At 72.3% G+C, this 22,256-nt stretch carries 24 protein-coding genes and 1 tRNA gene; 16 read left to right on the top strand and 9 right to left on the bottom strand.

Features of this window, described 5'->3' with window-relative positions:
* Positions 1-39: 39 nt before the first annotated feature.
* From AAW13_RS00470 to AAW13_RS00450, 5 genes are all read right to left on the bottom strand, one after another.
* On the bottom strand, positions 40-1,929 hold the full coding sequence (locus tag AAW13_RS00470) for a stealth family protein (protein ID WP_079178652.1): 1,890 nt from the start codon (positions 1,927-1,929) through the stop codon (positions 40-42).
* A gap of 14 nt (positions 1,930-1,943) precedes the next feature.
* Positions 1,944-3,701: a stealth family protein gene (locus tag AAW13_RS00465; protein WP_079178651.1), complete on the bottom strand. Its 1,758-nt coding sequence runs from the start codon at positions 3,699-3,701 to the stop codon at positions 1,944-1,946.
* A gap of 138 nt (positions 3,702-3,839) precedes the next feature.
* Positions 3,840-5,816 carry a copper resistance CopC/CopD family protein gene (locus AAW13_RS00460; protein ID WP_206306114.1) on the bottom strand — a complete coding sequence of 659 codons (1,977 nt, stop codon included), beginning with the start codon at positions 5,814-5,816 and terminating at the stop codon, positions 3,840-3,842.
* A gap of 141 nt (positions 5,817-5,957) precedes the next feature.
* The gene (locus AAW13_RS00455) at positions 5,958-6,572 is read right to left on the bottom strand and encodes a GNAT family N-acetyltransferase (protein ID WP_046726375.1); all 615 of its coding nucleotides are present in this window, start codon (positions 6,570-6,572) and stop codon (positions 5,958-5,960) included.
* Entirely contained in the window at positions 6,565-8,790 is a 2,226-nt protein-coding gene (locus AAW13_RS00450) for a penicillin acylase family protein (protein WP_046726376.1), read from the bottom strand. The genes AAW13_RS00455 and AAW13_RS00450 overlap by 8 nt, the downstream gene beginning before the upstream one ends.
* Positions 8,791-8,921: 131 nt before the next feature.
* Here AAW13_RS00450 and AAW13_RS00445 point away from each other — a divergent pair, with 131 nt between their 5' ends.
* The 4 genes from AAW13_RS00445 (at position 8,922) to AAW13_RS47355 (ending at position 11,207) form a co-directional block, all read left to right on the top strand.
* The gene (locus AAW13_RS00445; RefSeq protein WP_046726377.1) at positions 8,922-9,542 is read left to right on the top strand and encodes an HhH-GPD-type base excision DNA repair protein; all 621 of its coding nucleotides are present in this window, start codon (positions 8,922-8,924) and stop codon (positions 9,540-9,542) included.
* Positions 9,543-9,922: 380 nt separating this feature from the next.
* The gene (locus tag AAW13_RS00440; protein ID WP_046726378.1) at positions 9,923-10,573 is read left to right on the top strand and encodes an HdeD family acid-resistance protein; all 651 of its coding nucleotides are present in this window, start codon (positions 9,923-9,925) and stop codon (positions 10,571-10,573) included.
* A gap of 94 nt (positions 10,574-10,667) precedes the next feature.
* Entirely contained in the window at positions 10,668-11,018 is a 351-nt protein-coding gene (locus tag AAW13_RS00435; protein WP_052768407.1) for a hypothetical protein, read from the top strand.
* Between the two features lie 60 nt (positions 11,019-11,078).
* On the top strand, positions 11,079-11,207 hold the full coding sequence (locus tag AAW13_RS47355; protein ID WP_276207578.1) for a hypothetical protein: 129 nt from the start codon (positions 11,079-11,081) through the stop codon (positions 11,205-11,207).
* 107 nt (positions 11,208-11,314) lie between these two features.
* Here the strand turns inward: AAW13_RS47355 and AAW13_RS00430 are convergent, their stop codons facing one another.
* Positions 11,315-12,907 (bottom strand): helicase HerA-like domain-containing protein, encoded by a 1,593-nt coding sequence (locus tag AAW13_RS00430; protein WP_046726379.1) that lies wholly within the window; start codon positions 12,905-12,907, stop codon positions 11,315-11,317.
* 113 nt (positions 12,908-13,020) lie between these two features.
* On the opposite strand from AAW13_RS00430, the gene AAW13_RS00425 reads away from it, so the two are divergent.
* Positions 13,021-13,317 (top strand): type II toxin-antitoxin system VapB family antitoxin, encoded by a 297-nt coding sequence (locus AAW13_RS00425; protein WP_003999914.1) that lies wholly within the window; start codon positions 13,021-13,023, stop codon positions 13,315-13,317.
* 112 nt (positions 13,318-13,429) lie between these two features.
* Positions 13,430-14,083, top strand: coding sequence for a LytR C-terminal domain-containing protein (locus AAW13_RS00420; protein ID WP_240528486.1), 654 nt, complete (start codon positions 13,430-13,432; stop codon positions 14,081-14,083).
* A gap of 153 nt (positions 14,084-14,236) precedes the next feature.
* Here AAW13_RS00420 and upp read toward each other — a convergent pair whose 3' ends face one another.
* Entirely contained in the window at positions 14,237-14,872 is a 636-nt protein-coding gene (gene upp / locus AAW13_RS00415) for a uracil phosphoribosyltransferase (RefSeq protein ID WP_046726381.1), read from the bottom strand.
* A 126-nt stretch (positions 14,873-14,998) separates the two neighbouring features.
* On the opposite strand from upp, the gene AAW13_RS00410 reads away from it, so the two are divergent.
* The 4 genes from AAW13_RS00410 (at position 14,999) to AAW13_RS00395 (ending at position 16,739) form a co-directional block, all read left to right on the top strand.
* The gene (locus AAW13_RS00410; protein ID WP_046726395.1) at positions 14,999-15,205 is read left to right on the top strand and encodes a hypothetical protein; all 207 of its coding nucleotides are present in this window, start codon (positions 14,999-15,001) and stop codon (positions 15,203-15,205) included.
* A 352-nt stretch (positions 15,206-15,557) separates the two neighbouring features.
* Positions 15,558-16,085, top strand: coding sequence for a tRNA adenosine deaminase-associated protein (locus AAW13_RS00405; RefSeq protein WP_046726382.1), 528 nt, complete (start codon positions 15,558-15,560; stop codon positions 16,083-16,085).
* 59 nt (positions 16,086-16,144) lie between these two features.
* The gene (tadA, locus tag AAW13_RS00400; protein WP_046726383.1) at positions 16,145-16,576 is read left to right on the top strand and encodes a tRNA adenosine(34) deaminase TadA; all 432 of its coding nucleotides are present in this window, start codon (positions 16,145-16,147) and stop codon (positions 16,574-16,576) included.
* 78 nt (positions 16,577-16,654) lie between these two features.
* A tRNA-Ser gene (locus tag AAW13_RS00395) sits at positions 16,655-16,739 on the top strand.
* A 43-nt stretch (positions 16,740-16,782) separates the two neighbouring features.
* Here the strand turns inward: AAW13_RS00395 and AAW13_RS00390 are convergent.
* Positions 16,783-16,986 carry a PLDc N-terminal domain-containing protein gene (locus AAW13_RS00390; protein ID WP_052768406.1) on the bottom strand — a complete coding sequence of 68 codons (204 nt, stop codon included), beginning with the start codon at positions 16,984-16,986 and terminating at the stop codon, positions 16,783-16,785.
* Between the two features lie 188 nt (positions 16,987-17,174).
* Here AAW13_RS00390 and AAW13_RS45710 point away from each other — a divergent pair, with 188 nt between their 5' ends.
* From AAW13_RS45710 to AAW13_RS00370, 5 genes are all read left to right on the top strand, one after another.
* On the top strand, positions 17,175-17,351 hold the full coding sequence (locus AAW13_RS45710; protein ID WP_046726384.1) for a hypothetical protein: 177 nt from the start codon (positions 17,175-17,177) through the stop codon (positions 17,349-17,351).
* Positions 17,352-17,369: 18 nt separating this feature from the next.
* A complete protein-coding gene (locus AAW13_RS00385) occupies positions 17,370-17,663 on the top strand; it encodes a Dabb family protein (protein WP_046726385.1) in 294 nt (97 codons plus the stop codon).
* A gap of 183 nt (positions 17,664-17,846) precedes the next feature.
* Complete coding sequence (locus AAW13_RS00380; RefSeq protein ID WP_046726386.1) at positions 17,847-18,740, top strand: RNA polymerase sigma factor SigF; 894 nt, start codon at positions 17,847-17,849, stop codon at positions 18,738-18,740.
* A gap of 330 nt (positions 18,741-19,070) precedes the next feature.
* A complete protein-coding gene (locus AAW13_RS00375) occupies positions 19,071-19,997 on the top strand; it encodes an RNA polymerase sigma factor SigF (protein WP_046726387.1) in 927 nt (308 codons plus the stop codon).
* 299 nt (positions 19,998-20,296) lie between these two features.
* Positions 20,297-21,013 carry a hypothetical protein gene (locus tag AAW13_RS00370; protein WP_046726397.1) on the top strand — a complete coding sequence of 239 codons (717 nt, stop codon included), beginning with the start codon at positions 20,297-20,299 and terminating at the stop codon, positions 21,011-21,013.
* A gap of 242 nt (positions 21,014-21,255) precedes the next feature.
* Here AAW13_RS00370 and AAW13_RS00365 read toward each other — a convergent pair whose 3' ends face one another.
* The gene (locus AAW13_RS00365) at positions 21,256-21,459 is read right to left on the bottom strand and encodes a hypothetical protein (protein WP_046726388.1); all 204 of its coding nucleotides are present in this window, start codon (positions 21,457-21,459) and stop codon (positions 21,256-21,258) included.
* A 194-nt stretch (positions 21,460-21,653) separates the two neighbouring features.
* Here AAW13_RS00365 and AAW13_RS00360 point away from each other — a divergent pair, with 194 nt between their 5' ends.
* Positions 21,654-22,232: a MarR family winged helix-turn-helix transcriptional regulator gene (locus AAW13_RS00360; protein ID WP_079178649.1), complete on the top strand. Its 579-nt coding sequence runs from the start codon at positions 21,654-21,656 to the stop codon at positions 22,230-22,232.
* The last annotated feature ends 24 nt before the right edge of the window (positions 22,233-22,256 follow it).

Below are 22,256 nucleotides of genomic sequence, written 5' to 3'. Positions count from 1 at the left end.
GGAGCGGTCTCAGTCGGGGCGGTCTCAGTCGAGGCGGTCTCAGTCGGGGCGGTGGGTCTGTTCGCGGGTCGGCTGGGAAGGGATGCCCGTGGTGAGGGGCGCCATGAGGCGGGGCGTGGTTCGGGAGGCGCCTTCGTAGCGGCTGGGGAAGGGGTACTTGCGGTCCAGGAACGCGTGGATCGCGGCCCGGGCCGCCGGTCTGCTCTCCGGAGGCGTGTCGACGTCGTTGAGGCAGAAGAAGTCGACGTCCTCCCCCGCCGCGAGGCGGGCCAGGCGGCGGCGCATGTCCGGGGTGCCCAGCTGGACGTAGCGGAACCGGTAGTCCGCGGGAACGGCCCGGCCGGTCGCCAGCGCCCAGTGGTGGTGCAGCGTGGAGGCGGGGGCCACGTCGGAGGTGGCGCGGAAGCGCGAGTAGGCGGTGCGTTCCAGTTCCTCGATGCCGCTGCTCTCCATCTCCCGCATGACCGACAGCAGTTGGGGGTGCGGGGTGTGCAGCGACTTGTGCGTGGCGTACCGGCCGTGGAAGCGCCGGATCACCTCGCGGGCGTTCTTGCCCGCGGAGTTGGGGGCCGGCTCCAGCGGGTGCGGGGCGCCGACGCCGAGCTTCAGCGGGGAGAGCGGGATGCGGGCGATGCCGTTGCCGTGGAAGAAGTGCTCGGGCCCCACCGGGCGGTTGATGAAGACGTCGTCGTTGAAGTAGAGGTAGTGCTCCGACAGGCCCGGGATGTGGTGCAGGCGGCTCTCTATGGCGTGCGAGTTGAAGACGGGCAGCGCGGCCGCCGGGAGGATGTCCCGGTGGTCGACCACCGTCAGGCCCTCGGCGTGCGGGTCCAGCCAGGACGGGAGCTGGGAGTCGGTCACCAGGTAGACGTGCCGGACGAAGCCCGCGTACATCTCCAGGGAGCGCAGGGCGTACTTCAGTTCGTCGTGGCTGGTGTAGCGGGAGGCACCGGTCTCGCGGGCGGCTATGCGGTTCCCGGAGCAGTGCCGCTGGTGCGCACGGCGCTTCGCGGCCATCGCCGGGTCGTCCCCGTCCACCCAGGTGTACACGGCGTCGACGGGGAAGAGGACCTCGTCGATGCCCGGCTCGGCGAACGGTGCGAACGTCGGGAAGGTGCGGTGCCGTCCCGTCACCGCGGCCGGTTGCCGCGCCGCCGCCGGGAGCACCTCCGTCACGGGGTTGGGGCGCGGGGCGACGAGCGCCGGTCCGAAGACGTCCGCGAGACGGCTGCCGGGCACGGTGAGCCAGGCGGGATCGCAGCCCCCGGCCACCGTGCCGTCGGCCGCGACCCGCACGGCCGCCGGGTCAGGCGCCGGACCCTGCCGCGGCGCCGAGGCCGCGCCCAGGTCACGGCCGGGCCGCCAGAACTCGATGTCGCAGCCCGTTTCGAGGCCGCTGAGCACCTGTCCCCGGGGGCCGAGCCGCACCACGCCGGTGCGGAGTACCGGGGCCCGCCGCAGCGCCCGCGGCAGCCTGCCGTCGGCCCACAGCACCGTGTTCGTCACGGCACCGTCCGGGGCGACGGCGCCCACGTACCCGGCGGTGCCGGCGAAGCGCCGGGCGGCCCGGGCGAGCACCGCGTCACGGTGCGCCTCCTCGACGCCGACCACCTGGCGCGGGACGCCGTGCCCGTGCTCGACGGGGACCAGGAAATACGGGACGCGAAGCCCTTCCAGCAGGGTGCAGACCCGTTCCAGGTCGGCTTCGGCGGCGTCCGCGGCGGTGTAGGCGGTGACCGTACGGCCGTACAGCCGTGCCGGGCCGAAGGCGATGCGCCGGGTGCCCGGTACGACGGCACGCAGCCGGTGCCGGGGCCGGGCCGCGCGCAGCGCCCAGAGGCCGGCCGACAGCCGGAGCCACAGACGCCGCAGCAGGTTCCGGGCGGCACGCAGACCCGACGGTGCCGTGAGACGGTGACGGATGTCCATGCCCCCCGGCCCCGTCACTTCAGCTTCTCGCCGGACGCCTCGCCGGACACCTCACTGAACCCCTCGCCGGACTTCTCGCCGGACTTCTCGAAGGGGCTCGGGAAGGGGAAGTAGTCCTCCAGGAACTCGTGCATCCGGGCGCCCACCCGCTCCCGCTCCTCGGGCGGCACGTCGACGTCGTTGAGGCAGAAGAAGTCGAAGCGGCGGTTGCGGCGCAGGTCGGCCAGGCGCGCCTCGGCGTCGGGCCGGCTGATGTTGACGTACCGGAAGCCGAACCGGCCCGGCACGCCGTGGCCGGTCATCAGCGCGTACTGGTAGAGCAGCGGGGCCGTCACGGCGATGTCCTGCGGCGAGCGGAACCGGGACGCCGTGGTGCGGGCGATGTCCTCCGGGAAGAGTTCCTCCAGCGTGCGCAGGGTCTCGCGCCGCTGGGGCAGCGGGGTGTGCATGAAGTTGTTCGTAGTCATGCGCCCGAACTTCGCCAGCAACAGCTCGCGGACGTTCTTGCTCGCGGAGTTGGTGGCGGTCTCCTCGGCGTGCGGCTTGCCGACGCCGATCTTGAGCGGGGAGACCGGGATCTTCATCAGGCCGCTGCCGTGGAAGAAGTGCTCCGGGGTGACCCGGCGGCCGACGAACACGTCGTCGTTGAAGTAGAGGTAGTGCTCGGACAGGCCCGGGATGTGGTGCAGCCGGGTCTCGATGGCGTGCGAGTTGAAGACCGGGAGGACGCCCTCCGGGAAGATGTCACGGTGGTCGACGACGGTGATCCCGGGCACCGAGTCGTCCAGCCAGTGCGGCTTCTGGCCGTCGGTCACCAGGTAGACGTGGCGGACGAAACCGGCGTACATGGCGAGCGAGCGCAGCGAGTACTTCAGTTCGTCGTGGCTGGTGTAGCGGGAGGCGTTGGTCTCCTTGTCCAGGATCTCGGCGGTGCCGCGCTCCTGGTACCGGGCGCGCTTGGCGCGCATCGCCGGCTCCTCGCCGTCCACCCAGGTGTACACGACGTCGACGGGAAAGGTGACGTCGTCGACCCTCGGCAGGGTGAGCGCGGCGAAGCTCGGCAGTTCGCGGTCGCCGACGCGCACCACGGCCGGCTTCTGCTCGGACGCCGGCAGCACGTCCGTGACGCCGTTGTTCCGCGGGGCGACGAGGGATTCGGTGAAGACGTCCTCGGAGGCCTGCGGCTGTACGGAGGCCAGTCGCCGGGGGCCGCTGTCGGAGGCGAGCAGCGCCGCCCCGTCCTCCCAGAACTCGATGTCGCAGGCCAGTTCGGGACCGGCGAGCAGCTGGCCCGTGGGACCCAGGTGGTTCTCGCCGATCCGCAGGACCGGGGCCGTACGCAGCGCGGCCGGCAGCACGCCGTCCATGAACAGCGCGGGGTGCTTGAGCTTGCCGCCGGGCAGCGGCCGGCCGATGAACACGGCCTTCCCCGCGTTCAGCGTCTCCAGGGCGGTGAGCAGGCGCTCCCGGTCGACGGCGTTCACCCCGACCGTGTGGCGGATCCGGGAGGCCGGCACCAGGAAGTAGGGGATGCCCTCCTGTTCCAGCGCGGCGACGGCCAGGCCGAGGTTGGCGGCGGCCGCGTCGGCGGCGCTGAACCGGGTGACCACCCGTCCGTAGAGCTGCTGGCCGCGCACCGCCACCGGGCGGAGCACCGGGTCCGTGACCGCCGCACGGCGGCGCCGCCGCTGGGTGCGCAGCTGCCAGACGGTCTCGGCCGCCTTCCGCTCGACTCGCGGCCGCATACGCCGGGCAAAGGAACGGACCGTCACGTTCTCGGCTCCTCTACGTCAACCCTCACACTTCCTTGTGTTAACCAGACGGACATCTGCGGCGGATGGTTGTAGAAACTTTCGCCGAGAATTGAGGAAAAGGGAGCCGTTCACACAACTCCCTCATACGTACATGTGCTAGGCCGCGATCCTGATCTTCTTCGTCACCGTCACCTGGTCCAGGTCGGAGACCCGTACCGTCACGTTCATCGTCCACTCGCCCGCGATGGGGATGCTGACGGCGTTGGTCGCCCAGTAGCCGCCGCGGTCGGCCAGACCGGCGGGCAGCGGGCCGATCTTCTGGGAACCGAGGGTGAAGGAGAGGCGCAGCTCGGGGACGGAGGAGATACCGCCGTCCGGTCCGAAGACGACCGCCTCCACGGAGTTCTTGCCGACCCGGCCCGGGTCCAGGGTGATCTGCACCTTGCCGTGGCCGTTCGGGGTGCCGACGTCGAAGGGGACCAGGGCCACGGCGGCCGCGGGGATGCCGGTCGTGGCCGACGCCGCGCCCGACTCGGCCGCCTCGGCGGCCGCGCGGCCGGGCAGGGTGCCGGTGAGGATCGTGGTGAGGACCAGGACCACCACCCCGACGCCGACCTCGGCGAGGACCGAGCGGCGCAGCGCACGACGGGCGTCGTGCCCGGACGGAAGACCGCGCACTCCGGACGCCTCAGGCGCATCGGACACCTCAGGCGCATCGGACGCCTCAGGCGCATCGGATGCCTCAGCCGCATCAGAAGACGCATCTGGCATCCCCGATATCTCCGACCTCCCCGATATCCCGGATATCCCCGACGTCTCCGACGCCTCTGATGCCCCTGATGCCCCTGATGCCCCTGATGCCCCTGATGCCCCTGATGCCTCCAGGGGTACCGGTACCGGGGCGCCGACCGTCTCCCGGACGCGCGCCGTGACGACCGGGGCCGCCGCGAGCCTCGCCGTCCAGCGGCGGGACCGGGAGGCCGCCGCCAGCAGCAGGGTCACCGCGGCGAGCTTGAGCAGCAGCAGCCTGCCGTACGACGTGTCGGTGAGCGCCTGCCAGGATCCGAGGCCCCGCCAGGACTGGTAGACGCCGGTGACGACGAGGACCGCCACGGAGACGGCGGCCACCCGTGAGAAGCGGGCGACGACGACGGCCGGCAGCGGTGCGGTGCCGCGCTGGAGGGTGATGAGGAGGGCCGTGAGACCGCCCAGCCAGAGCGCCATCGCCAGCAGGTGCAGGACCGTCGACGTCATCGCCACGGGGACCTGGATACCGGCCGAGGCGTGCTCCGCCGCCGCCCAGGTCAGCGACAGGGCGACGGCGAGGGCGGTGGCCGCGGCCAGCAGGGGGCGGGACGGACGGAACGGGCGGGACCGGTCCGCGCTCCGGCGGACGAGCACCAGGTGCAGGACCGCGACGACCGCCAGGAGGGCGACCCTGGCCAGCAGGGCCAGACCCGGGCGGCCGGTCGCGGACCTGGTGAGGGCGGAGAGGTCGAGGGCGGTCACCGGGGAGGTGCCCTCCTCGTACGAGGAGCGCAGGACGAGGAGGAAGAGGGTGGCCGCCAGCAGCGCCCACCAGGCGGCCCGGACCGGCTTGCGCAGCGGGGCGGGGTCCGGGGGCCGGCACAGGGCGACGAAGGCCGCCGCGCCGATCAGCAGCGCAACGGCGAGGTAGGCGGTGTAGCGGCCGATGTTGTAGAGGCCCTCGGTGACCGGGTTCTCGACCGGGCCGGTGGGGACGGCGGCCACGGTCGCCGACGGTTTGCCCACGGAGAAGGTGAGGGCACCGGAGACGGGGTGGCTGTCCGCCGACACGATCCGCCACGCCACGGTGTACGTGCCGGTGCCGAGCCGCTTCGGGAAGGTGATCCGGGCGGTGTCCGAACCGGCGGGGCCGTGTTCGGCGTCGCCGGTGGTCACACGGTGGTTGGTGGGGTCGTACACCCGGAACGAGTCGTCGAGCAGGCCGACGGACTCGGTGAACGTCAGGGTGACCGAGCCGGGGGCCGACTTGAGCACCGCGCCGTCGGCGGGGTCGCTGCCGCGCAGGGCCGCGTGCGCGGAGGCGGGGGCGGCGGAGCCGAGGAGCAGGGCGGCCAGGAGGGTCCCCAGCAGGGCGGCGGCGCGCAGGGCGGCCCGGTAGGGGGCCGCGGTGCGCCGCCGGTCGTGTCCTTCGCTCACGTCACCGTCCTGAGTTCGGAAACACGTTCATGGGTCATACGGACGCGGGGCGCGACGTGCTCATTCTGTCCGCGGGCGGGTGGGGGCCGATCACCCGGCCCCCGGGTCGGGGAAGGCGGCCGGCCGGGCGAGGAAGGCCAGTTGGGCGTGTTTCTCGGGCAGGTACACCTCCGGCAGGTCGATCTCCGGGAGGACGACGACGGGGCCCAGCTCGAAACCCTGGCTGCGGAAGCGGGCGATCGCCTTCGTGTTGCGGACGTCCGGGTCCACGACGACGCGACGGCGGCCGAGGGCGCGGAAGACGTACGCCGTGAACGCGGAGAGCAGGGCCGCCGTCCAGCCGGGGCGGCGGCCCTCGGGGCCGGCCGGGGCGAGCAGGACGTGCACGCCGATGTCACCGGGGCGGGCCTCGTAGCACTCGCTCACCCGGTCCGCCGCCGGCTCGTACGTCTGGAGGAGGGCGACGGGGACGCCGTCCTTCTCCGCGAGGTGGGCGTGGTGGGTGTCGAGGCCGGCCATGTGGGCGTAGATCTCGGCGACCTGGGCGCGGGTCAGGCCGGTCATGCCCCAGAAGGCGGCGCGTTCGGCGTCGACCCAGGAGTGCACGGTGTCCGCGTCGCGCTCCGGGTCGAGCGGGCGCAGGCGCACGGTGCCGAAGCCGGGCACGGTGTGGTCGAACTCGAAGGCGGGGCGCTGCTCAGACATCGGTGTCGGTCTCCTCCACGAGTTCCAGGCGCTCCCAGTCGGTGTCGACCGGGATCAGTTCTCCCTTGGTCCACAAGGGCAGTTGGTCGGTGTGATGGGCCGCGCCGGGTACGCCGTCCGCGCCGAGCGGGACCACCCAGAGGCTGTCCTCGCGGCGGGCCAGGTCCCAGACGTAGCGGGCGGCCGGGCCGCGGGCGGAGAGGTCGGTGAGACCGGGGACCGCTGTGGTGCACAGCACGCAGTCGTGGTCGCCGGAGAGGGCGGGCCCGTCGTACGGCCGTTCGGGCAGTGCCTGCCAGGGGGCGAGCCGGTGGGTGTCGCCCCAGGTGCCGGCCGGCCCGTCCGCGGCGGTCTCCTCGAGCGCGGCGCGTACCAGGGCGGGGCGGTCGACGCCGTACAACTCCTCGGCGCGGAGCAGGTGTTCGAGGGCGAAGGCGATCCGGGGGATGAGGGCCAGCCAGGGGAGCAGGGGCTCCGGACAGGCGGGGAGCTCGGCGGACGACCCGACGGGAGACTTGGTGGGGGTTTCGGTGGGGGCTTCGGTTGACGTTTCGGTGGCGGTTTCAGTTGGGGCTTCGGTGGGGGTTTCAGCTGCGGTTGCGGTTTCGGTTGGGGCTTCGGTTGACGTTTCGGTGAGGGGGGCGAAGGCGGGGTGGGCGGCGAGGTGCCGTACGACCGCGGAGCGTACGGCCGCGTAGTCGGCGGCGGCCGTGCTGTCGGCGTCCATCCGGCGGTCCCAGACGAGCAGGCGGTCGCGGAGGGCGGCGGCCTCGGGGGTGAGGCCGTCCAGGGCGGCGAGGCGGTCCAGGAGGGGGGCCGCGGAGGCGAGGTGGGTGTCCATGTGGATCGCGGACAGATCGGCGGCGGACCAGGTGCGGCGCTCGTCGAGGAGGGCGCGGATGCGGTCGGCGCGGTGGGGCGGGGCGAACTCGACGCCGAGGGGCGCGGCGAGGCCACGCTGGTTGGCCATCACGGCCGCGCCGTCGGTGAGTTCGCCGTACGGCGTCTCGTGCCAGCCCTGCCATTCGTGGCCGGGGAGCCAGGCGGGGGCGAGACGGGTGCGGTTGACCTGGGAGCGGAGCGGGACACGGCCGGCGACGCGGTGCAGGGTGCCGCCGGCCGTGTCGGCCGCGTGCACGACGTTGACGGGCTCGGCCCAGGAGTCGAGGGCCCGGTCGACGTCGGCGACCCGGCGGGCCCGGAGCAGCGGAAGGAGGGCCGTGAAGCCGAGGTCGTGGGTGACCCGGGGCGGATAGCGCAGGGCCAGCGCCTCGGCCTCGCCTTCGGTGCCCGCCTCGGGCACTTCGGTGATCACCGGTCCCCGCGGGGTTTCCAGGATGTCGATCCGCAGGGGCGGCTGCCCGGCCGTCTCCACCGTCTCCGTGTGGCGTTCGGCCTCGGTCCACACGCCGTCCGGGCCGAGCGCCAGCACCGCGCCGGTCTCCGTGCGGCGCAGGCGTTCCCGGTAGAGGTCCTGGTAGTCGGCCATCGCGTTGGTGATGGACCAGGCGACCGTGCCCGCGTGGGCGAAGTGGGCGATACCGGGGACGCCGGGGACCGCGAGGCCCACGACGTCGAACTCCGGGCAGGCCAGCCGGATCTGCTGGTAGACGCCGGGGGCCTCGAGGTAACGGTGGGGGTCGCCGGCGAGCAGGGCGTGGCCGGTGGTGGTGCGGGAGCCCGCCAGCAGCCAGCCGTTGCTGCCCGCGGTGGCAGGCCCGTCCGCGGCGAAGAGCGGGACCGACGCCGGACCCAGGTGCCGTGTCGCCCGCTCGCGCCAGAGCTTGGCGGGAAAGCCGGCGAACAGGATGTGGGTGGTGAGCCATACCGCGAGCGGGTGCCAGGGCTCCCAGGTGCCGGGGGCCAGGCCGGCGCGGGCGAACTCCGGGGTGCGGGCGGCACCGGCCGGCAGTCCCTCGTTCACACCGGCGGTGTACGACCGTACCCACTGGGCCGTCTCCGGGTCCCGTCTCTCCAGCGCCTCGAAGCAGCGTCTCGCGGTGTCCGCGAGCCGGGCCCGGCGGGCGAGGACGTCCCAGGCGACGGCGGAGGCGCCGAGGAAGGACGCGGACGTGCCCTGGGCCCGGTGCCGTTCCACCTCCAGCTGCCAGGCCCGGTCGTGGGCGGTGACCCGGCCCTGGGCGCGGGCGAGCTCACGGGCGCTCCCCGCGCGCAGATGCGGGATGCCCCAGGCGTCGCGGTACGTCTCGATGGTCACCCTGTGACACCCCTTGCCTGAGGTTAGCCTTGCCTAAGTTGAATCGTGGGGAATCGTACGGGAGGGGTGAGGGGGTCGCGGAGAGCGGGGCTTCACGGGCGCGCGGGGCGGGGCCGCGGGATCATCTAGCCATGGACGCCGACACCAATGACTCCGCCGGGCTGCGCCTCGCGCAGGACCCCGAGGCCGACGAACTCCTCAGCCGCAGCAAGCTGGCCGCGCTCACCGGGATGCTGCTAGACCAGCAGGTGCCGATGGAGTGGGCGTTCAAGGGGCCGGCGACGATCGCGCGCCGCATGGGCACGGACGACCTGGACGCGCACGAGATCGCCGCGCAGGACCCGGAGGCGTTCGCCGCGCTGCTCTCCGAGAAGCCCGCGGTGCATCGCTACCCCGGATCCATGGCGAAGCGGATCCAGCAGTTGTGCCAGTACCTCGTCGAGCACTACGACGGGGACGCCGAGGGCATCTGGCGTGACGTCGACAGCGGGACGGAGCTGCTGAGGCGGCTACAGGAACTGCCCGGGTTCGGGAAGCAGAAGGCGCAGATCTTCCTCGCGCTGCTGGGCAAGCAGCTGGGGGTGCGGCCGACGGGGTGGCGGGCGGCGGCGGGGGCGTACGGGGAGGCGGCGGCGTTCCGGTCGGTGGCCGACATCACCGGGCCGGAGTCGTTGGCGAAGGTCCGGGCGCACAAGCAGGAGATGAAGGCGGCGGCGAAGGCGGCGAAGGCTGCGCGGGCCGACGGCGGGTGACGTGCATCGGCGCGTCTTTGGCTGGGGGTGCCGGCGGTGGGTGACGCGGGTCGGTGCGTCTTTGGCTGGGGGTGCCGACGGTGGGTGACGTGGGTCGGCGCGTCTTTGGCTGGGGGTGCCGGCGGCGGGTGACTTGGGTCGGTGCGTCTTTGGCCGCGGGTGGTTCGTGGCTGGGCACGCAGTTCCCCGCGCCCCTTTGGTAGGGACGGTCGCCGGAGTTGTGTCGCGCCCCGATCCGGGGGGACGGGCGCCGGAGTTGTGGCGCGCCCCGATCCGGGGGGACGGGCGTCGGAGTTGTGGCGCGCCCGGGGGGAAAGACGAGTCACCCGGTTGGGTGGTCATCGTTGGCGTCGGCGGGTGTCTCGGGCTCCTCTGGAGACATGACCGAACCTCCCAGCACCGGCCCCGCCGACGACGACCGGAAGGCTCATGCCGCCGGTGCCGGGCGGCATGAGGCCGAACCGCCGTTCGAAGGACCGCTGCACTCACTCGCCAAGGCCGCCTGGCAGACCGTCCTGCTCACCGGGATCGCCTCACTGATCCTCGGCATCCTGGTCCTGGTCTGGCCCGGCGCCTCGCTGCTCGCCGCCGGTGTGCTCTTCGGCATCTACCTGCTGATCAGCGGCATCTTCCAGCTGGTCGCCGCCTTCGGCACGCACAAGACGACCTCGCTGCGCGTGCTGGCCTTCATCAGCGGCGCGCTGTCGATCCTGCTGGGCCTGTTCTGCTTCCGCGGCCCGCTGGAGTCGATCCTGCTGCTCGCCCTGTGGATCGGGATCGGCTGGCTGATCCGCGGCATCACCCAGACCATCGCCGCCGTGCACGACCCGGCGATGCCCGCCCGCGGCTGGATGATCTTCCTCGGGATCGTCACCTTCATCGCCGGCATCGTGCTGATCGTCTCGCCGTTCCAGTCCGTCGCCGTACTGACCCTGGTCGCCGGCATCTGGCTGGTCGTGGTCGGCATCGTCGAGATCGTCTCCTCGTTCGGCCTCCGCGGTCGCGCCCAGCACATTCCGCGGACCGTGTGAAAAGCGTCAACCTCGCGCCCCGCAGGTACGCCGAGCGAGCGGTTCTGCCGCCCAGCACGATGAACACCCCCCACCACGCGGGGAGATGACCGCCATGAGCAGCGGACCCGCGTACGGCCGCCCGCGGCCCGGCTCCGTCCGGCTGCGGGCCCTCGTGCCGCTGCTGCTCGCCCTGCTGCTGACCGGCGCCCCCACGGCGGCCCTCGCGGCCGCCGCCCCGACCGCCGCCTCCTCGGCCGGGACCGCCGAGCACGACGTCCTCGACACCCCGCTGCGGCCGGCCGGCCGCGCCGTCCACCGCGCCGACGTCCCCCAGCGCCCCGCGCCGCTCCCGGCCACGGGGCCCACCGACCCGGCGGACCGCGACCGGCGGCCCTCCTGCCCTGCCGCCGCGCACCCGCCGTACGCCACACCACTGCCGCGCACCGTGGTCCTGCGCTGCTGACCGGTCCGACGCCCCGCACCCCCAGTCAGGCAGTCAGCTCTACGCAAGGAACACACCGTCATGTCCTCAGACCCGTACGCGGTCCTGCGCGCCCTGCTGCGCGCCGAGGCCGTTCGCAGTACCCCCAAGCCGGCGGAGAAGGCGGCCGAGCCGCCGCGGACCGGACTCCAGGAGCCCAAGCGCGGTTGAGCCCACCGGGGCTGAGCCGGGCGGCCCGCACGGGGCGCCCGGCTCAGCGGCGCCCGGCTCAGCGGCGCCCGGCTCAGCGGCGCCCGGGGCTCAGTGGCGCCCGCGGGTCACCGGCGTCTGCGGGCCGTGCCGAACAGGGAGCGGGTGATCTCCCGGCCGAGCTGGGTGCCCACGGAACGGGCGAGGGACTTGAACATCCCGCTGCTCACGACCTGTTCGACGAGCGAGGGCTCCTCCTCATGGGCCGCGCGTTCCGACCCCGCGGCAGGTCTCGGTGCCGGAGCGGGAGCCGGAGTCGGCGCCGGAGCCGGGGCCGGGGCCGCCCGCAGTTTCTCGTACGCCGACTCGCGGTCCACAGCCTGTGCATAACGCCCGTGGAGGGCGGACGCCCGGACCGCCGCGTCCAGCTCCGCCGGGTCGACCGGGCCCATCAGGGACCCCGGGGCCCGCAGCCGGGTCGCCGCGACCGGCGTCGGGGCGCCGCTCTCACTGAGCACGGTGACCACGGCCTCGCCGGTGCCGAGCCCGGTGAGCAGCTCCGCGAGGTCGTACGGCGACTTCGGGAAGGTCCGCACGGTCGCCTTCAGCGCCTTCTCGTCCTCGGGTGTGAACGCCCTGAGCGCGTGCTGGACACGGCTGCCGAGCTGCGCGAGGACGTCGGACGGTACGTCCTTCGGGGTCTGCGTGACGAAGAAGACGCCGACCCCTTTCGAGCGAATCAGGCGCACGGTCTGGGTGATCGAGTCGAGGAACGCCTTCGAGGCGTCGTCGAAGAGCAGGTGCGCCTCGTCGAAGAAGAAGACCAGTTTCGGCTTGTCGGCGTCGCCGATCTCCGGGAGGTCGTGGAAGAGGTCGGCCAGCAGCCACATCAGGAAGGTGGAGAAGAGCAGGGGCTTCTCCTGGACGGCGGGGAGTTCCAGGACCGAGACGACACCGCGGCCGTCCGGTGCCGTACGCAGGAGGTCGGCCGTGTCGAACTCCGGTTCGCCGAAGAAGTCCGCCATGCCCTGCGCCTCGAAGGCGGTCAGGGAGCGGAGGATCACACCCGCCGTGGCCGTCGACAGGCCGCCGATGTCGCGCAGTTCGGACCTGCCCTGGTCAGAGGTGAGGAAGGCGACCACCGCGCGCAGGTCCTTGAGGTCGACCAGTTCCAGGCCCTTGGTGTCGGCGTAGTGGAAGATCAGGCCGAGGGACTGCTCCTGGGTCTGGTTGAGCCGGAGCACCTTGGCGAGGAGCACCGGCCCGAAGCTGGTGACCGTGGCGCGGACGGGGACTCCGTGGCCGAGGCCGCCGAGCGCGAGGAACTCCGCCGGGGAACCGGCCGCCGTCCATCGCTGGCCCACCTGCTCCGCCCTGGCCAGGACCTGCCCACCGCCCGGTGCGGGGCGGGCGATGCCGGACAGGTCCCCCTTGACGTCCGCCAGGAACACCGGGACGCCCTGGGCCGACAGCTGCTCGGCGAGCAGCTGGAGCGTCTTGGTCTTGCCGGTACCGGTGGCGCCGGCGACCAGGCCGTGCCGGTTGAGCACGGACAGGGGGACGCGGACCGGGACGTCGGGGCGGCACCGGCCGTCCCAGAGGAGGGCGCCGAGGTCCAGCGCCGGGCCGGTGAAGGCGTACCCCGAAGCGATCGCGGCGACCGGGGGCGGCACCGGGGCGCCGGCCCCCTCCGCTCCGGCGGCCTCGCCGGCACTCGTCATCGGACCACCCGTTTCCCGGTTTGTGTTTTTGATGGCCTTTACGGCGTCTTTTCCAGCGTCGCACTCGGTCGCCATGGCTGCGCCCGGAACGTCAGGACCGGTAGGCTTTCCGTGTGATCTTCAAGCGCATCGGAAACGGCCGGCCGTACCCCGACCACGGCCGGGAGAGCACCCGGCAGTGGGCGGACGTCGCACCGCGCCCGGTCCGCCTCGATCAGCTCGTGACGACCAAGGGGCAGCTCGACCTGGAGACCCTCCTCGCCGAGGACTCGACGTTCTACGGCGACCTCTTCGCGCACGTCGTGAAGTGGCAGGGCGACCTCTACCTGGAGGACGGGCTGCACCGCGCGGTCCGCGCCGCCCTCCAGCAGCGCCAGGTGCTGCACGCGCGCGTGCTCGAACTCGACTGACGCCGGTCGGACACCCGCTCGTCACCCGCCGGTTGCCCCTTTCGGGTTGGACCGCACACCGTCGGATGATCATCTATTAGTCAACGCACCCGCGGCGCACTACGCTGCGCTCATGAGCATGCTGACTCCCCCCGGCATGGGTGGCCAGTACCGGATCACAGGGGACAAATACCCTCGCATGCGCCCGCGCCGGCGGCGTGCCCGGCTGACCCTCTCCGTGGTCGCCACCGTCACCGCGCTCGGCCTGGTCGGCTGGGGCACGCTACAGCTCATCGACGTCTTCACGGGCGGCGGCGGGACGGCCTCGGCGGCCGGTTCCGCGGGTGACTGTGTCAAGGAGGCGGCCGCGAGCCCGAGTCCGGCGGCGGGGGCGTCCGCCGCGGCGCTGCCGAAGCCCGCGCAGATCACGGTCAACGTGTACAACGCGACCACCCGTACGGGCCTGGCCAAGGACACCGCGGACGCGCTCAAGAAGCGCGGCTTCAAGATCGGCGACGTCGGGAACGCACCGGCGAGGTTCGACTCGAAGGTCAAGGGCACGGCGGTGCTGCTCGGGCCGGCGTCCGCCCTGAAGACCTCCCTGCCGGTCCTGGCCACCCAGCTGACGGCGGCCGACCAGCGCACGGAGGCGGGCCGCAAGGGCACCGCGGTGGACCTGATCATCGGCGACGCCTTCAAGGCCCTCACCCCCCAGACGACAGCCGCCAAGGCGATCACGGCCCTGTCCCACCCCGAGCCGAAGGCAGCATCGAAGAAGTCCTGCTGAGCGCCCCGCGAGGGGCGCGGGGTACTGCGCGAGCGGCCACGACAGCGGCCACGACGTACCCGCGGCCGCCGACGCGCGCCCATGCCCTCCACGGCGCTACGGCGCTACGGCGCGAAGGCACCGACACGCCGACACGCCGACACGCCAGGTGGCCTACTCGGCCGCGCCGTAGAGGCGGTCCCCCGCGTCGCCCAGCCCCGGCACGATGTACCCGTGTTCGTTGAGGTGGTCGTCGACCGCCGCCGTCACCACCGTGACCGGGGTGCCCGCCAGCTCGCGCTCCATGACCTCGACGCCCTCGGGGGCGGCCAGCAGGACCACCGCCGTGACGTCGTCGGCGCCACGCCTGATGAGCTCACGGATCGCCGCCACCAGCGTGCCGCCCGTCGCCAGCATCGGGTCCAGGACGTACACCTGGCGCCCGGAGAGGTCCTCCGGCATCCGCGAGGCGTACGTGGACGCCTGGAGCGTCTCCTCGTTGCGGATCATGCCCAGGAAGCCCACCTCGGCGGTCGGCAGCAGCCGGACCATGCCGTCCAGCATGCCGAGCCCGGCCCGCAGGATCGGCACCACCAGCGGGCGCGGCCGGGCGAGCTTGACGCCGGTCGTGGCGGCCACCGGGGTCCGGATGTCGACGGCCTCGGTCCGCACGTCCCGCGTCGCCTCGTAGGCGAGCAGGGTGACCAGTTCGTCGGCGAGCCGCCGGAACGTCGCGGAGTCGGTGCGCTGGTCGCGCAGCGTGGTGAGTTTGTGAGCGACCAGGGGGTGGTCGACGACGTGGAGACGCATGCCGACAACAGTAACCGCGCCCGACCGCCGGCCGACCGCCGCCCGCGCAGGTCCGGGCTGTCCCACCCTGGCATCAAACCGTCCGTCCGGGGGAAAGCGGGAGTGTCGGAGTGGGGTGATCTGACTGTGTCCGAACTTCCTGAACCGCTTGAACCACCCGACCGCGCCTACGGCGCCCCCGAGGGCGAGACCGAGGCGGAGCGGCGCCGTCGCCGGGCCCGCTTCCTGCGCGATCTCGCCGAGGCGCGGGCGCTGCGCGACCGGGTCCAGCCGCGCCGGGCGAAGGTGGCCCGGCTGCGACACGCGATGCGCATGCGGACGTTCCGCTGGTAACGCCGACCGGAGTCGCGAGAGTCGTGAAGGCGATCCCTCGGCAGAGATCCACTACAGGTGGCGCGTTGCGGTCCGGCACGGGGAAGGCCGTGCGTGGGCCGCGGGAAAACCCGCGTACGATCCGCAGGTGGCGGCAACGAGTGCGCTGGTGACTGCGGTCACGGACGTATGGATGCCTCTTTGCATACGTGCGATCAAAACTGCCAGACACAGGGAGCCGAAGACGTCCCCTGAGCGCCATGTTTCTGCCACGATTCCGAGTGGGCGGGGCTCGGAGCACAGCTCTCTCCGCCCAGAACCTCCGCCGGGGGGACCCCCAACCGGCACGCCTAAGACCAGTGGGAGAGTCACGGTGTACTTCGCCGCACTGCTCGCGCGCACCGAAGACGGGTGGGAAGCGAGCGACACAGAGCTCGACGATGTGGAGACCCTGTCGGACCTGGCCGACCTGGCCCGGGAATCGGCGCCGGACGCCGACGACACGGTGCTCGTCTTCATCGAGCAGGAGGACGCGTGGTTCGGTGTCGTGCGCGTCGACGGTGAGGAGGACCCCCGGGTCTTCGTCTCCAACGCCGCCGCAGCCGCCCGCAGCTCGTACGGCGAGCTCCTGCTCACCGACGAAATGCTCGGAAGGGAGCCCAAGGACGACGCCGACGACCTGGACGCCCTCGACCTCGACGGCACCGAGGACGGTGAGCCGGAAACGGAGGACGACGACGACACGGACGGTTCCGCCGTGCCCTCGGGCCCGGTCGGCGACGCCGGGATCCTGGACGACCTGGGCGTGAGCGCCAAGGAGCTGCTGACGCTCGAGGAGGACGCGCTCGGCGACATCGCCGAGGCCCTGGGCGCCTCCGACGTCCTGGAGACCGTCCGCTGACGCTCCACCACGAGGCGTCCGGGCCCCCGGACCCGGTACGCGACCGCTGGCGGGCCGCGATGCGGCTCGCCCTGGACGAGGCCGGGCAGGCCGTCCGGGGCGGGGACGTCCCCGTCGGCGCCGTCGTGCTGTCCCCGGACGGTACGACGGTCCTCGCGGCCGGTCACAACGAACGCGAGGCCACCGGCGACCCCACCGCGCACGCCGAGGTCCTGGCACTGCGCCGGGCGGCCGCGAGCCTCGGGGAGTGGCGGCTCACCGGCTGCACCCTGGTCGTCACGCTGGAGCCCTGCACGATGTGCGCCGGCGCCCTGGTGCAGGCCCGGGTGGACCGGGTCGTCTACGGCGCCCGCGACGAGAAGGCGGGCGCCGCGGGGTCGCTGTGGGACGTCGTACGGGACCGGCGGCTGAACCACCGTCCCGAGGTCGTCGAGGGCGTCCTCGCCGTGGAATCCGCCCGGCTGCTCACGGAGTTCTTCCGCGCCCGCTGAGCCGCCGGTCCGGGAGCCCGCCCGGGGCCCCTGATACCGATTTCAGAGCACGGCCCCCGGTGCTGTAGGGTCTCCCTCGGTAGCGTGTCCGAGCGGCCGAAGGAGCTCGCCTCGAAAGCGAGTGTGGCGCAAGTCACCGAGGGTTCAAATCCCTCCGCTACCGCTCTGAGAAGGGCTCGGTCCGGCGGACCGGGCCCTTCGGCATGTCACCCGGCCGACTCGGGGCGCTTGCCCGCGTAGTTCCAGACGAGGGCGCCGAACACCGGGGTGTGCAGCATGAACAGCAGCCAGAGCCACCTCGGGACGTACCGGACCCGTTCCGCCGGGGTGCGGGCGCAGTCGAGCAGCGCCGCCACCACGAACACGATCAGCAGGGTGACGAGTCCGTAGGCCATCGCCGTCATCATCATCAGCGCTCTCCCTCTCCCGCTTCCTCTTCCGCTTCCGCTTCGTCACCCCCTCATCGGACCGGCCACCGCGATCGGTTCACGCTTCGGAGCAGAAAAAAATCCGGCGTCCACCGTGCCGTTGGTCATACAAAACGATCGGAGCGTTACACTCGCGCCCGGCAACAGGGGGCAATCAGGGGAGAGGCCAGGTGGCGGTGAACGCCAAGAAGATCGCCGTCTACGCACTCGTGGTCTTCGCGCTGTACGTGATCATCACCGACCCGCCCAGGGCGGCGGACTGGGTCCAGATAGTCTTCCAGGGCATATCGGACGCCGCGAAGGCCGTCGGCGACTTCTTCACCTGGCTGGCCAACGGGGCGAAGTAGACCCACCGGGAGTAGCCCATGATCCGCCATCTGGTCCTCTTCAAGCTCGACGAGGGCGTCGAGCGGGACGATCCGCGTGCCGTCGCGGGCGCCGCGGCGTTCTCCGCGCTCGGTGGCGTGATCGAGGACCTGCGCTTCTGGGAGTGCGGCTGGAACATCACCGACCGGCCCATCGCCTACGACTTCGCGATCAACTCCGCCGTCGAGGACGCGGACGCGCTGAAGCGGTACCTGGAGCACCCGGACCACCAGGCGGCCGCCGCGCGATGGCGGGAGTTCGCCACGTGGGTGATCGCCGACTACGAGTTCTGAACGCCCCGCCCTTTTCGGATCATGGCCCTCCGCCGGGACAGGCGGGGGGCTTTCGTGCGCTCCATGCCCCAACTTGCCATCACTTGAACTCAACACGGCGTAATGGGGTGCTTGCACACAGTGCACATGTCTTGTGATGCTATGACCGCTTTTGACGGATGATTGACCGATGAAGAGGTGGCGTTGACCGTGTCGGCCAGTTCTGCGCCGCCCCAGGAAGAGGCGCCCGCCCCCGCCCAGCCCGCCGACCAGAACCCGGCCCAACCGCCCGCCCAACCTCCCGCCCAGGCGCCCGCCCCGGCCCCGGAGAAGCGCCGCGGCGCCGACACCCGGGCCCTGACCCAGGTGCTCTTCGGTCAGCTCAAGGACCTCAAGCCGGGCACGCCGGAGCACAACCGGGTGCGCGCGGCGCTCATCGAGGCCAATCTCCCTCTCGTACGCTACGCGGCCGCCCGTTTCCGCTCCCGCAACGAGCCCATGGAGGACGTGGTCCAGGTCGGCACCATCGGCCTGATCAACGCCATCGACCGCTTCGACCCGGACCGGGGCGTGCAGTTCCCGACGTTCGCGATGCCGACCGTCGTCGGCGAGATCAAGCGCTACTTCCGCGACAACGTCCGCACCGTGCACGTCCCGCGGCGCCTGCACGAGCTGTGGGTCCAGGTCAACAGCGCGACCGAGGACCTGACCACCGCCTTCGGCCGCTCCCCCTCCACCGCCGAGATCGCCGAGCGGCTGCGGATCAGCGAGGACGAGGTGCTCTCCTGCATCGAGGCCGGCCGGTCGTACCACGCGACCTCCCTGGAGGCCGCCCAGGAGGGCGACGGACTGCCGGGCCTGCTGGACCGCATCGGGTACGAGGACCCGGCCCTGGACGGCGTGGAACACCGCGACCTGGTCCGCCACCTCCTGGTCCAACTCCCCGAGCGGGAACAGCGGATCCTGCTGCTGCGCTACTACAGCAACCTCACCCAGTCCCAGATCAGCGCGGAGCTGGGCGTCTCCCAGATGCACGTCTCCCGCCTCCTCGCCCGCAGCTTCCAGCGCCTGCGCTCGGCGAACCGCATCGAGGCCTGACCCGCGCCCGACGGGTCCGTTACCGGGCCGAGACCCGCCCCGGACGGCCCGGTGAGGCCGTAACCGCAAACAGGATCGAGCCATCACCGCCGCGAGCGAATCGCTCACCAGCGCACTTCCCGACAATTGAGGGACGAAAAACCGTCAGACCCCTTGTATCCAGGGCTGATTCACATTTCACATGTCGACATGTCACTACAGCGTGTTGCCGACATGTGACATTCTGCGGGAAGCGCGTTTGCCGGGGCTCCGGCTCCGGTATTCAGGTGAAGGCATCGTTCCTCGCGAGGGAACACCGCCGCGACCGTCCCGCGACCCAAAGGGGGTGGCATGTCCGCAGAACAGGGCAGCTCGAAGGTGCTCACGCCCACGAAGAGCGAGGCAGCGCCCAAGGAGCTCGACGCCATCGACGTGCTCGACAGCATCGATGGCGCCATCGAAGGCGCTCCGGCGCTGGAGGCCCCGCCGGCCCAGGAGCTTCCGGCCGTCTCAGAGAGCCTCGACACCCGCACCCTGTCCCGCTCCCTGTTCCTGCGCCTCGCCGCACTCGAAGAGGACAGCCCCGAGCGTGCCTACGTCCGGGACACCCTGATCGAACTCAACCTCCCGCTCGTGCGCTACGCGGCGGCCCGCTTCCGCAGCCGCAACGAGCCGATGGAGGACATCGTCCAGGTCGGCACCATCGGCCTGATCAAGGCGATCGACCGCTTCGACTGCGAACGCGGCGTCGAGTTCCCGACGTTCGCGATGCCGACCGTGGTCGGCGAGATCAAGCGGTTCTTCCGGGACACCTCGTGGTCGGTCCGCGTCCCGCGCCGCCTCCAGGAGCTGCGGCTGGCCCTCACCAAGGCCAGCGACGAGCTCTCCCAGAAGCTGGACCGTTCCCCCACGGTGACGGAACTGGCGGCGGTCCTGGGCGTCTCCGAGGAGGACGTGGTCGACGGCCTCGCGGTCGGCAACGCGTACACCGCCTCCTCCCTCGACTCCCCGGCCCCCGAGGACGACGGCGGCGAGGGCTCCCTGGCGGACCGCCTCGGCTACGAGGACACGGCTCTGGAGGGCGTCGAGTACCGCGAGTCCCTCAAGCCGCTGCTCGCCAAGCTGCCGCCCCGCGAGCGCCGGATCATCATGCTCCGCTTCTTCGCGAACATGACCCAGTCCCAGATCGGCGAGGAGGTCGGCATCTCCCAGATGCACGTCTCCCGCCTGCTGACCCGGACGCTGGCACAGCTGCGCGAGGGCCTGATCTCGGACTGAGGGTTCCGAACTGACGAGGCGTCAGCCACACTGGCGCGATGCCTCCTCGCCGGACACCCAGAACCCGGAGCGGCCGACACTCCGCCAGGAGGAAGGCGCCGCCGGCCCTCCCAGCGAGGCCGGCGGCCCCGCCGACGGTCGCGGCCCCGGTCACGGCCGTCCCGATGACGACCGTGGCCCCGGTCACAGCCGTGGCACCGGTGATGGCCGTGGCCGTGGCACCGGTGACGCCCGTGGCAGCGGCCTCGGCCGCCGGGGCCGCGCGCCCGTGCAGGGCGCCGCGGAGACGGTGGGTCGCGGTGGGGTCGCTGGTCGGGCTGTGCCTGGCCGGCTCCCTCACGGCCTGCGGGGGCGGCAGCGGCGGCGGCTACACGGCGGTGGGTGCGGCCGGCGGCCCGCAGGAGACCTCGGCGAGACCCACGGGGTCGGTGACGCTGGTCCCGCTGGACGGGCCGAAAGGCACGGCGGGCGGACCGACAGCCTCCACGCACGGACCGGCGGGTACGACGACGGGCGGGGCGGCTTCCGCGGCGGACGGTACCGGCGACTCCGCGAACAGCACGGACGGCACAGGCGGCTCGGCGGACGGTACGGGCAACTCGGCTTCCGGCACGGCGCCTTCGGCTCCGTCGCGCTCCGGCACCGGCACCGGCCGACCCCAGCCGTCCGGCCCCGCGGCGTCGAACTCGGCCCGGCCCAGCGCCCCTTCGGCCGCCGCCCTCACCTGGAGCGCCCCCACCCGTGAGGCCACGGACCGGCGCTGGTGCGAGAAGGTGACGGTGTCCTTCCGCAACTCCGGTGGCACGGCGGTGCGTTCCGGGACGGTCACGCTCGGCACGCACATCATCGACCTGCTCGGCATCGACTGGTCGACGATCACCGCCACCCGGCCGCTCCCCACCCCGATCGGCCCCGACTCCCGTACGGACAAGACCTGGACGGTCTGTGTCGACGACTGGCGGGTGCCGCTCGGCATGCACATCGAGACCCGGGTCGAGACGGTCGACTGGAGCTGAGGAAGCGCGGCCGCCCCGAACACGAGCCGCCCGGGGCACGGTCAAAGCCCGAGGCACGGCCAAGGGCCGAGGCACGGCCAAAGCCCGAGGCACGGCCAAGGGCCGGGGCACAACGAAAGCCCGGGGTGCGGAACCCCGGGTTCTTCGTTTCCGCGCCGCTGCCGCGACCGCCGTACCGGCGACCCCGGCCCCGGCCTCGGCCTCGGCGTCGGCGTCGGCGTCGGCGTCGGCCTCGGCCCGTCTTACATGAGCGCGAGCCAGGCGACCGCCGCCACCACGACCACCACGGCGACGACGCCGAGGATCAGGCCGAGGCGGGGGCCGGAGGAGGAGTAGGTGGTCGCCGTCTGCTGGGAGGTCTGGGGGGCCTCGTCGACGAACGCACGGAACATCTGGGTGCTGCCGGCGGGGTCGTGGTTGCCCTGGGGGCCCTGGGTGTTAGCCATGGCCCGAGACACTAGCGAATCCGGGGGAGTCGCCCAAGTGGGGGGCTCTCAGGGGTCGTTTCTGCCCCCACCTGCGTGTTTACGTTCGCAATACTTGCCTTTGCCAAGTTTTTAGCCCGAGCCCCGCCGTTTTATTTGCCTGTGGCAACCAAGCAGTTCTATGGTTGCCCCAAGCAACGAATACGGGAGGTGTGATGGCGGAGCAGGCGCAGTTCGAGGAGCTGGCGCGTCAGCTCAGCGCCGTCGGGGCCGTGAAACGGGACCTCGCGCGGATCCTGCCGCACGAGTGCCCGGCCGGTTCCGCCGCGGTGCTGACGCTGCTCGGCCGCCACGGTTCCATGCGCATGAGCAAGCTCGCCGAGCTGCTCGCCGTGGACATGTCCGTGACCAGCCGGCACGTGGCGCACGTCGCCGAGCGCGGCTGGATCGAGCGGTCCCCCGACCCGGCGGACAAGCGTTCCCGCATCCTGCACCTCACCCCCACGGGCGAGGCGACCCTCCAGGACCTGTCCCGGCGCAGCACCGAACTGCTCACCGAGCGGCTGAGCGACTGGAGCGACGAGGAGGTCGAGCAGCTGATCCGGCTGATGACCCGGCTCCGCGCCAGCTTCGGCGACTGCCGGGCCACGGCCCCGCATCCCCGGTCCGCCGCCGGCACGGCGCCGGACCGGGGAAGCCCGAAGGCCACGACCGGGCCCACGCTCACCTCCGCCGCCCGCGCCCCCACCCCCGTACTCGACGCTCTCGAACCGACCACCCGTACACCCGCATAAGACGTAAGAAAAGGAAGCCCATGG

The sequence above is a fragment of the Streptomyces humi genome (genome assembly GCF_001005085.2).
Classification (GTDB): Bacteria; Actinomycetota; Actinomycetes; order Streptomycetales; family Streptomycetaceae; genus Streptomyces; species Streptomyces humi.
The sequence above is the reverse complement of the archived record's forward strand: the minus strand, read 5'-3'. Positions and strand labels throughout refer to the sequence as shown.

Bases quoted from the DNA above. Each gene is read 5' to 3' on its own strand.
- AAW13_RS00470 (WP_079178652.1), bottom strand. From the start codon at position 1,929: ATGGACATCCGTCACCGTCTCACGGCACCGTCGGGTCTGCGTGCCGCC.
- AAW13_RS00455 (WP_046726375.1), bottom strand. From the start codon at position 6,572: ATGTCTGAGCAGCGCCCCGCCTTCGAGTTCGACCACACCGTGCCCGGC.
- tadA (WP_046726383.1), top strand. From the start codon at position 16,145: ATGCGGCTCGCCCTGGACGAGGCCGGGCAGGCCGTCCGGGGCGGGGAC.
- AAW13_RS00435 (WP_052768407.1), top strand. From the start codon at position 10,668: ATGAGCAGCGGACCCGCGTACGGCCGCCCGCGGCCCGGCTCCGTCCGG.
- AAW13_RS47355 (WP_276207578.1), top strand. From the start codon at position 11,079: ATGTCCTCAGACCCGTACGCGGTCCTGCGCGCCCTGCTGCGCGCCGAG.
- AAW13_RS00360 (WP_079178649.1), top strand. From the start codon at position 21,654: ATGGCGGAGCAGGCGCAGTTCGAGGAGCTGGCGCGTCAGCTCAGCGCC.
- AAW13_RS00375 (WP_046726387.1), top strand. From the start codon at position 19,071: ATGTCCGCAGAACAGGGCAGCTCGAAGGTGCTCACGCCCACGAAGAGC.
- upp (WP_046726381.1), bottom strand. From the start codon at position 14,872: ATGCGTCTCCACGTCGTCGACCACCCCCTGGTCGCTCACAAACTCACC.
- AAW13_RS00365 (WP_046726388.1), bottom strand. From the start codon at position 21,459: ATGGCTAACACCCAGGGCCCCCAGGGCAACCACGACCCCGCCGGCAGC.
- AAW13_RS00385 (WP_046726385.1), top strand. From the start codon at position 17,370: ATGATCCGCCATCTGGTCCTCTTCAAGCTCGACGAGGGCGTCGAGCGG.
- AAW13_RS00390 (WP_052768406.1), bottom strand. From the start codon at position 16,986: ATGATGATGACGGCGATGGCCTACGGACTCGTCACCCTGCTGATCGTG.
- AAW13_RS00430 (WP_046726379.1), bottom strand. From the start codon at position 12,907: ATGACGAGTGCCGGCGAGGCCGCCGGAGCGGAGGGGGCCGGCGCCCCG.
- AAW13_RS00445 (WP_046726377.1), top strand. From the start codon at position 8,922: ATGGACGCCGACACCAATGACTCCGCCGGGCTGCGCCTCGCGCAGGAC.
- AAW13_RS00440 (WP_046726378.1), top strand. From the start codon at position 9,923: ATGACCGAACCTCCCAGCACCGGCCCCGCCGACGACGACCGGAAGGCT.
- AAW13_RS00420 (WP_240528486.1), top strand. From the start codon at position 13,430: ATGAGCATGCTGACTCCCCCCGGCATGGGTGGCCAGTACCGGATCACA.